We start from the raw sequence: 8,644 nt of genomic DNA on the forward strand, positions 1-8,644 counted from the left end.
GATGTAGCATGTCGTTTATCTGTTGTCCGCTTTTGGCGCAACCGACAATGCACCCAAAACATGTCGCTTCGGGATAGACGGATAGGCTTTGCCCTCCTATATGCAACAGGCACATAACTAGGCGACATATGCGTTTACTGATTTATTTACTGGCAATGATGAGCGGATTTTCCGCTGCCGAGGCGGCGCGTCCGGTATCTTCTGCGTCAGCATCAGTGGATTCAGCAGTTGCGCAGGCTTATGTTGCTGCGGCTGGGCTTGAAGCTGTTGCCGCTTGCGAACCTGTGGTCCGTGAGACAGCGAAGGCACGGGCGTCACTTGCACCCGCCGTCGGTGATGCTAACCCGATTACCGTAACGCCAGATACGCCTGTTGACCGGCACGATATCATCTTAGGTTAGACTTTCTGCGCCCTTTGTGGTGCGTTTCATAGCTAACTAGCGCGTGCCAAACGTGCGCGTGTCTCACATATTTCAAAGGAATTATCTATGCTCGGCGGACTTGCCAAAGCCATTTTTGGGTCGTCGAACGACCGTTACGTTAAATCGATCATGAAGATCGTTGACCAGATCAACGCGCTTGAGGACGAAATATCGGCCATGGATGATGACCGGTTGAAGGGCCAAACACAGATATTCCGCGATCGGTTGGCAGCCGGCGAAACGCTCGACGATATTTTGCCTGAGGGCTTCGCTACAGTGCGGGAAGCATCAAAGCGCGTTATGGGCATGCGCCATTTTGACGTGCAGATGGTCGGCGGTGTTGTTCTGCATCGCGGCGAGATTGCGGAAATGCGTACGGGTGAAGGTAAGACCTTGACCGAAACCTTGGCCTGCTACCTTAATGCAATTGAGGGCAAGGGCGTCCATGTTGTGACCGTGAACGACTATCTGGCCCGTCGCGACGCCGAATGGATGGGCCGTATATATGGCTTCCTCGGCCTCACTACGGGCGTTGTTGTGCCCAACATTCAAGAACATGAACGTCGTGCCGCGTATGAATGCGACATAACATACGCAACCAATAATGAGCTTGGCTTCGATTATTTGCGCGACAATATGAAATATGAACGTGCGCAAATGGTGCAGCGTCCATTTAACTTCGCAATTGTCGATGAGGTTGATTCTATCCTTGTTGATGAAGCACGCACGCCGTTGATTATTTCTGGTCCAACAGACGATAAATCAGAGCTTTACATGCTGGTCCAAGCCGTTGTCCTTCAACTGGACGAGGGCGATTATGATAAAGACGAAAAAAGCCGCAATGTGACGCTGACCGAAGATGGCACGGAAAAAGCCGAGCGTATGTTGGAAGGCGCTGGCTTGCTGACGGGTTCGAACCTGTATGACTATGAAAACACGCTGGTCGTGCATCATTTGGACCAAGCGCTTAAAGCCAATGTGATGTTCAAACGCGACATTGATTACATCGTGAAAGAAGGCAAAGTTATCATTATTGACGAATTTACCGGTCGTATGATGGACGGACGCCGCTGGTCGAACGGGCTGCACCAAGCCGTCGAGGCGAAAGAAGGCATGGAGATTGAGCCAGAAAACCAGACGTTGGCGACCATTACATTCCAGAATTATTTCCGCATGTATCCAAAGCTGTCGGGTATGACGGGAACCGCCGCAACTGAGGCAGGCGAATTCCACGAGATCTACAAGCTCAACGTTGTTGAAATACCAACGAACGTGCCAGTCCAGCGCATTGATGAGGACGATCAGTTCTACAAAAACACGCAAGACAAATTCGGTGCAATCGCCAAGACGATCAAAGAAGCCAATGATCGTGGCCAACCCGTTCTGGTGGGCACAGTGTCCATTGAAAAGTCCGAGCTGCTTTCAGAATTTTTGGAGAAAGAAGGCGTTCTGCACAGCGTCTTGAACGCACGCTTCCACGAAAGTGAAGCACGTATCGTCGCCCAAGCGGGGCGTTTGGATAGTGTAACAATCGCCACCAACATGGCTGGCCGTGGAACGGATATTCAGCTTGGCGGTAACTTTGAATTCCGCCTTGAAGATGAATTGCGCGACATGCCCGAGGGGCAAGAACGTGAAGCCGCTATCGACGCGCTGAAGGCCGAAATTGCGGCTGAGAAAGCCAAGGTGATAGACGCTGGCGGATTGTTCGTTCTTGCTACCGAGCGCCATGAAAGCCGCCGCATCGATAACCAGTTGCGCGGTCGTTCGGGACGACAAGGTGACCCTGGCATTTCGCGCTTCTATCTGTCGCTTGATGACGATCTGCTGCGCATTTTTGGTTCGGAGACTTTGTTCTCGCGGATGATGAACTCAAGCTTGGAAGACGGGGAAGCGATTGGCGGCAAGTGGCTATCGAAGGCAATCGAAACGGCACAGCGCAAGGTGGAAGCGCGTAACTACGACATTCGTAAGCAACTCGTTGAATATGACGATGTTATGAATGATCAACGCAAGGTTATCTATGATCAGCGCAGCGAGATCATGGATTCCGAAGGCGTCGATGATATCATTGAGGACATGCTTAACGACACCGTGAACACCATTGTCGGCGATTGCTGCCCCGAGGCTACCTATCCGGAACAATGGGACGTTGAGTCCCTCAAGCAAAAATGTGCTGAATTGCTTGGCCTTGCCCCAGATATTGATAGCTGGATACAGGAAGACGGACTTGATCCGGAAACCATTGAAAACCGTTTGTCGGAAATGGCGAATGCCAAGTTCAAAGCGAAGGGCGCTGTGCTTGACGAGGCCGTCTGGCGGCAGGTTGAAAAGAGCATATTGCTGCAGACGCTTGATCATCACTGGAAAGAACATCTATCCACGCTCGATGCCTTGCGTCAGGTTATTTATCTGCGCGCCTACGCGCAGAAGAACCCAGTAAACGAGTATAAACAAGAGGCCTTTGGTCTGTTTGAGCGGATGTTGTCCGCCATTCGTGAAGGTGTGACGAAGACGATCGCGACAAATGACTTCCGGGCTGAAGAAGAATTCGTTCCACCGGACTTGCCTGCACTGCCAGATTTTCTGACGACGCATATCGATCCGTTTACTGGTGAAGATAATAGCGACGACATTGATGCTGGTTCATCGGGGTTCGTGACGACAAAGATAGCGCGTCCGGCAATCGCTTCGGGATTAAATGACCCTTATGCTGGCGATCCAGACCTGCGGCGCAATGATCCGTGCCCATGTGGTTCGGGGCAGAAGTATAAGCACTGTCACGGCGCGTATTGATGCGGCAATAAGGGAAGGGCGCATATGCTCTGGTTAGCCGGCCTTTTTGGGGTTGTTGCTTTGGTCTACGCCTCGGTGGGCTTTGGCGGAGGCTCAACATATACTGCCTTGCTCGCCTTATGGGGCGTTGATTATCGCCTGATCCCGGTCATTGCGCTTTTCTGCAATATCATCGTCGTTACAGGCGGCAGCATCCGTTTCGTGCGGGCTGGGCTTGTGTCATGGCTGCAGGTGCTGCCTTTGCTTTTGATATCGGCGCCACTTGCATTTGCAGGGGGGCTGGTCCCATTAAAACAAGTCGTATTCTTAACAATATTGGGCGGGGCTTTGTTGGCCTCGTCTATCGCCCTCTTCATGCAAGCGGACAAGATGGCGCCGCGCAACGTATCCAAGCCGATGTTATTGGTTATTTCAGGCGGTGTTGGACTGCTGGCGGGTCTGTCGGGCATCGGTGGCGGTATATTCATGGCACCTGTCCTGCATCTCATCCGTTGGGCAGAGGCGCGCCGGATCGCGGCATTTGCGTCGCTCTATATTCTGATAAACTCGGCCGCGGGGCTATTTGGCCAAATCATTAAATCGGGTGCGCAAGCGCTTGCCGAACCAGCGATGCAATATGGCCTGTTGCTTGGCGCGGTGTTGGTCGGAGGACAATTGGGCAGCCTGTTCGGTATGCGCTACCTATCGCCGCAGCTATTGCGCACCTTAACCGCGTTGCTGGTGGGCTATGCGGCTTTGAGATTGCTGTGGCAGGCTTATGGTTCAGCCTAGTGGCGCGACGGCTTTGTGTGCATCAGTGCCAAATGTTCTGACGGGGAGCACTAGGCGCAGCCATTAGGCGCCACGGCGGGCATCTAGGCTCCAAGGCCCAGCGCCCAAGCCGGCGTAGCCTAGAAGCCCGGCCATGATGGCCAGGTTTTTCACGAAGTTTTGTAGCTCGTGGGCGGTCTGAAGTTCCCCCGGAGCAAGGGCCCAAAAGTTATGAATTACCACGGAAATGATCAGGGTGAGGCCTGCCAGCACAAAGGCTATGAGCTTTGTACAGAAGCCCAGAGCCAGTGCTAGGCCGCCGCCGATCTGAAGCACGATAGTGAGAGCTAGGAAGACGGGAACCAACACCATCCCCTTTTCTGTCATCAAGGCAGCCGTGTTGTCCCACCCAAGTATCTTACTTATGCCGGGAAGTATGAAGTAAAGCCCAAGGAGTACGCGGCCTGTGGTTGCGAGCAGCGGGTGGATAAATGTGGCCATGAACGGCTTCTTTGATTGTTGCACGTTACGTATATGCTCCGCAGTGTTGACGTCAGATTGACGAAACTAGATATATCGGCGCTTGCAACTCCGCAAGCTTGCGGCATAATATCAACTAACCGAATGAACCCAAACACGCACCTGTTTTAAGCAGCGAACAGTCTCAAATAATTTGACGACGGTCACAATAATGCATCTAAATAATACATAAGGATCAGTAATTTATGTTTCAATTTTTTAGATCCATTAGGTTTAAAATATTTGGCATATCTGTAGGCCTTCTGCTTATGATGCTTGGGACAACTATCTGGTCTGCACTGTTAACTGAACGGGTACATCGCCAGCTTAGAACACTCGAGGAATCGATTTTCCCGCTTGCCCTGTCACTTTCCTCGTTAAAAACCGTCGTTCAATCGCAGAAAACTACCGCTGATTATCTAACTAAGACACCGGACAAGGCGGCGACCGCAATATGTACAAATGAGACTAAGGAGCAGTCAAAACACGCCAGAGAAATTTTGACGCAGGCCAAGCAATATCTCATCACAGGCAAAATATTTTCAGTGACGGAGACAAGCAAGCTTGCGCTGGCTCGGCTGGAACCAATGTTAGATGAGCTTACGTATCAGGAAAAACGTCTATTCCAGATGACCCTGGACGCATGCACGCTATCTGCAGATGCGGCTCAGATGGACAAAGCCAAACTTCAAGCTGATCAGGTCTTTCGGCACACCGATACCATGTCCATGGAAATTAATAATTTCGGAGAAACCGAATCACGGATCACTATCGAGAACCAGGAGATCGCGCTAAATGTAACTATTGCCATGATGAGCTTTGCCACATTGGTTGGCATTATGCTGGCGTTTCTGGTGTCGCGCGGACTGACGCGGCCAATAGTAAGCCTGCGGGCTGGTGCACGTGCGGTAGCCGCCGGCTTTCTGGATCAAGCCCATGTTAAGGTGACCTCGCGTGACGAGATTGGTGACGTGACCCATGCCTTCAACGCTATGCTCGAGGACTTACGCGAGAAGGATCGTATCAAAGAAAAATTCGGACAATATGTAGATCCGCGGATCGTGGCGGGGCTCCTTGATGGTGCACAGCATTCGTCGGTCGGCGAAAAACAGATAGCAACCCTATTCTTCTCGGATATCGTCAAATTTTCTGCAATCGCTGAGCGACTAGCGCCAAGCACGCTTGTTGACCTTATGAATGCCTATTTTTCGGCTATGTCTCAGCCCATCTGTGAACATTCGGGTATCATCGACAAATATATTGGCGATGCCATCATGGCATTTTGGGTTCCTCCGTTCTCCGATCCCAATCGTCAGGCGGAATCTGCCTGCCGCGCCGCACTCGAGCAGTTGGCGTTGCTTGATGCCTTAAACAGACGTGTCCCGGATATCGTCGGACTTCGCCGCGACGTTCCTAACATCAATTTCAGGGCGGGCTTGTCGACAGGTGAGGTCGTAGTCGGAAGTGTGGGATCGGAAACTGCCCGCAGCTTTACCGTGATGGGAGACACTGTAAATCAGGCATCGCGGTTGGAAGCTGCAAACAAAGTCTATGGCACCAATGTGTTAATTGACCATGAGACATACGCCGCGGCTGGATCAGCCATTGAAACCCGCTTAATCGATGAAATTAAGGTTGTAGGCCGAGATGAGCCCCTGCAAATCTATGAGCTTGCTGCTATGGCCGGTGATCTCGCTGCAGACAAAAGAGCCCTGTTCGACGTGTTTGCAGAAGGCCTTGAGCATTACAAGCGCGCGGATTGGTCTAAGGCAGAAACCGCATTTAAGGCGGCATTAGTGCGTTCACCGGATGATGGCCCGAGCCGCACATTGCTATCTCGCATTCCTGGCCTGCGACAATCCGCCCCCACTGACTGGTCAGGCGTATGGCAAATGACATCAAAATAGAATTTCTTTAAATGCCCCAGTATACAAAAAGGCTCTCCCCAGGCTGCGCTAAGATAACTGAACCACCGCGAAGGGGGCAGATCAGTTTCTGCTTCCTTGCCCACTGAAGTGGGGCCTTTGACGACGATGCCCCTGAGGGGTATTCGGATCCTAAAGCTCCGCTAATCTGCGTCGCTATCCTGACCAATGTTCTGACGACAGACATATCCTAGAAAGCCACAGGGCGCGCGACCGCAAGGTCCACTTAACCCCCCATCTCGTATTTATAAACAGTTTCAATCGCGGATGAATCGATGCTCGTATTGCCTTTGAAAGGATGATCAATGACCAAGCAAAAGGCGAAGACAACGCCGATTACTAGGCCCACGGCTGAATTCAAGATGACGTCCAAAAAGATGTTCTCGATGCGGATTAGCCAAAGCAAAACTAAATTGACTCCCGTAAGGACAAGCAAAGCCGTCCAAAGATTTTTCGGTATTCCTGCGTCAACTTTAGAGATTCGTTGATCTCTGGCCGCGGTCAAATTGTCTATCGCATCGCTAAGATTTTGCGCTAAGGCACTGGCGTTTCCGCCTCCTTGATTAAGGGCCAACGCATCCTCACGGATTTTTTTTAAGACCTTATAGCCCTCCAAATATTGCGATGGATCATTGTTACCTGCGCGCTGCGCTGGCCATTCTTTGTTGATCACCACTTGCGCATATTCGCGTTCATAATCCCGCAGATGATGGGCGCTCTTTGGGTCGGCAAGGACCGTCAAGCTATACAGTTGCCTCAGTGAAGAGGCTTCTGATTGCACCAGGTCCTTGACCTTTTCGTGTGTGTCCCAAACGGAAATAATGACCAAGCCAAACAAAATTGCATAGAACACACCCGCGACGGCCGAAAATGCCCCGATCGCGTCATTGGTGTCAGAATTGAGTTTGAAAAACTTGTCGAACCGCCGCCCGATCAAAAGACAGCCAACAACCGCGATAAACAAGAAAAACCATACGATGCCCCTGGAAATCCAGAAGTCTGAAAAGTCGTAGATGTCCATAGGTTTACTCCTGAGAAATTTCTGGCAGTCACGCAAAAATTGGGACGATCCGTTCGTTCTAATGGCCCGTGGACGTCGTCTGAACATTTGAGAGACGTGACGTCCGGATTTAACGGAAATTTGACCGCAACCTTGACCTTTTTTATTCGGCGAGCTTGCGTGTTGCAAGCCCTATTTATATATGTTTCCGTTACCTAGCCCATTTATACTAAGACCATATCAAACATGAACGCTAGCCGTACCCGTGGTATAAAGAATGTATCTACAGTAGGGCTATAAAGTTGCCACATACGTAGATCTGGAATATCATAGATATGTATCAAGGTTAGACAGAATATGGGGGCAAGTCGGTGGGCGGAAGTTTATTGAAAGCAGAGAAATGCCTTCCCCGTTCGTCCTATTTCAAGGTTCCACTGCTGCTATATCTGCAACAAGTGTTGAAAGCGAATATCAAGTTTTCCAAACTTACCATCCTCACCGTGGTTCTGATTTTTGGTTTCTCATCGTCTAAGATTGCAGCGTCTCCGCAACTTTCCTTAACAAGCGATCTTCAGCGATCTCCAAATCCGGACAAACCAATTCAGGCAGATGTTTCGTTTTTCATAGATGACATCTCCGGCATCGATCTTAACACTGGAAACTATAAAATTGTCGGTCAGATGGTTGTGGAATGGCGGGATCCTCGTCTCGCTTTCACGCCTGATCCCGACCATCCAAATCGTCCGCGCGATCTCAATGCCGATGCGGCCAGCGAATTATTAAAGCAAATCTGGCAGCCCGTTTTTGAAATTAGCAATGAAAGGCAGGAACGCTTAAGCGGAGTGGTATCACTCACTGTTTGGCCAGATGGCCGGATCCGCTATTATGAAAAGTTTGACAGCTTTCCTAATTTTAGAAGCAACCTCGCATTCTATCCTTTCGGAACTGTTGACCTAGATCTCGTTATGACTGGATTTTTGCAGGATCGAAGCGAACTGGTTTATAATTTGAAAGCGTTTGAGTTTCAGGACCCCACTAAGCCTGATGATTTCATTCACGGCCACTGGTCATTCATCAGTATGGACGCTGAAGAACTCCCCGCCAAACGGTCAGATGACCGTTCAGTCGACTACTCACAAATTCATTTTAATGTGAAATTGAACCACGAAACGATCCAAGCGGGTGCCCTGATGATTTTCGTTCCGCTGTTTGTGATATTTATAGCTGCATCC

At 50.5% G+C, this 8,644-nt stretch carries 7 protein-coding genes; 5 read left to right on the top strand and 2 right to left on the bottom strand.

Annotated features, from left to right (window positions below; genetic code table 11):
• Nucleotides 1-128: 128 nt before the first annotated feature.
• From QE270_RS00915 to QE270_RS00925, 3 genes are all read left to right on the top strand, one after another.
• Entirely contained in the window at nucleotides 129-401 is a 273-nt protein-coding gene (locus QE270_RS00915) for a hypothetical protein (protein ID WP_300033927.1), read from the top strand.
• A gap of 87 nt (nucleotides 402-488) precedes the next feature.
• Nucleotides 489-3,218, top strand: a complete 2,730-nt coding sequence (secA, locus tag QE270_RS00920; protein WP_300033929.1) for a preprotein translocase subunit SecA — start codon at nucleotides 489-491, stop codon at nucleotides 3,216-3,218.
• Between the two features lie 24 nt (nucleotides 3,219-3,242).
• Nucleotides 3,243-3,989, top strand: a complete 747-nt coding sequence (locus tag QE270_RS00925; protein ID WP_300033932.1) for a sulfite exporter TauE/SafE family protein — start codon at nucleotides 3,243-3,245, stop codon at nucleotides 3,987-3,989.
• A 63-nt stretch (nucleotides 3,990-4,052) separates the two neighbouring features.
• Here the strand turns inward: QE270_RS00925 and QE270_RS00930 are convergent, their stop codons facing one another.
• Nucleotides 4,053-4,469, bottom strand: a complete 417-nt coding sequence (locus QE270_RS00930) for a DoxX family protein (RefSeq protein ID WP_300033934.1) — start codon at nucleotides 4,467-4,469, stop codon at nucleotides 4,053-4,055.
• 563 nt (nucleotides 4,470-5,032) lie between these two features.
• On the opposite strand from QE270_RS00930, the gene QE270_RS00935 reads away from it, so the two are divergent.
• Nucleotides 5,033-6,394, top strand: coding sequence for an adenylate/guanylate cyclase domain-containing protein (locus tag QE270_RS00935; protein ID WP_300033936.1), 1,362 nt, complete (start codon nucleotides 5,033-5,035; stop codon nucleotides 6,392-6,394).
• Between the two features lie 244 nt (nucleotides 6,395-6,638).
• Here QE270_RS00935 and QE270_RS00940 read toward each other — a convergent pair whose 3' ends face one another.
• Nucleotides 6,639-7,433 (bottom strand): DUF4239 domain-containing protein, encoded by a 795-nt coding sequence (locus QE270_RS00940; protein ID WP_300033938.1) that lies wholly within the window; start codon nucleotides 7,431-7,433, stop codon nucleotides 6,639-6,641.
• A gap of 365 nt (nucleotides 7,434-7,798) precedes the next feature.
• Here QE270_RS00940 and QE270_RS00945 point away from each other — a divergent pair.
• The coding region (locus tag QE270_RS00945; protein ID WP_300033940.1) for a hypothetical protein at nucleotides 7,799-8,644 on the top strand (846 nt) is incomplete at its 3' end.

The sequence above is a fragment of the Sphingorhabdus sp. genome, assembly GCF_029865925.1.
Taxonomy (GTDB): Bacteria; Pseudomonadota; Alphaproteobacteria; order Sphingomonadales; family Sphingomonadaceae; genus Sphingorhabdus_B.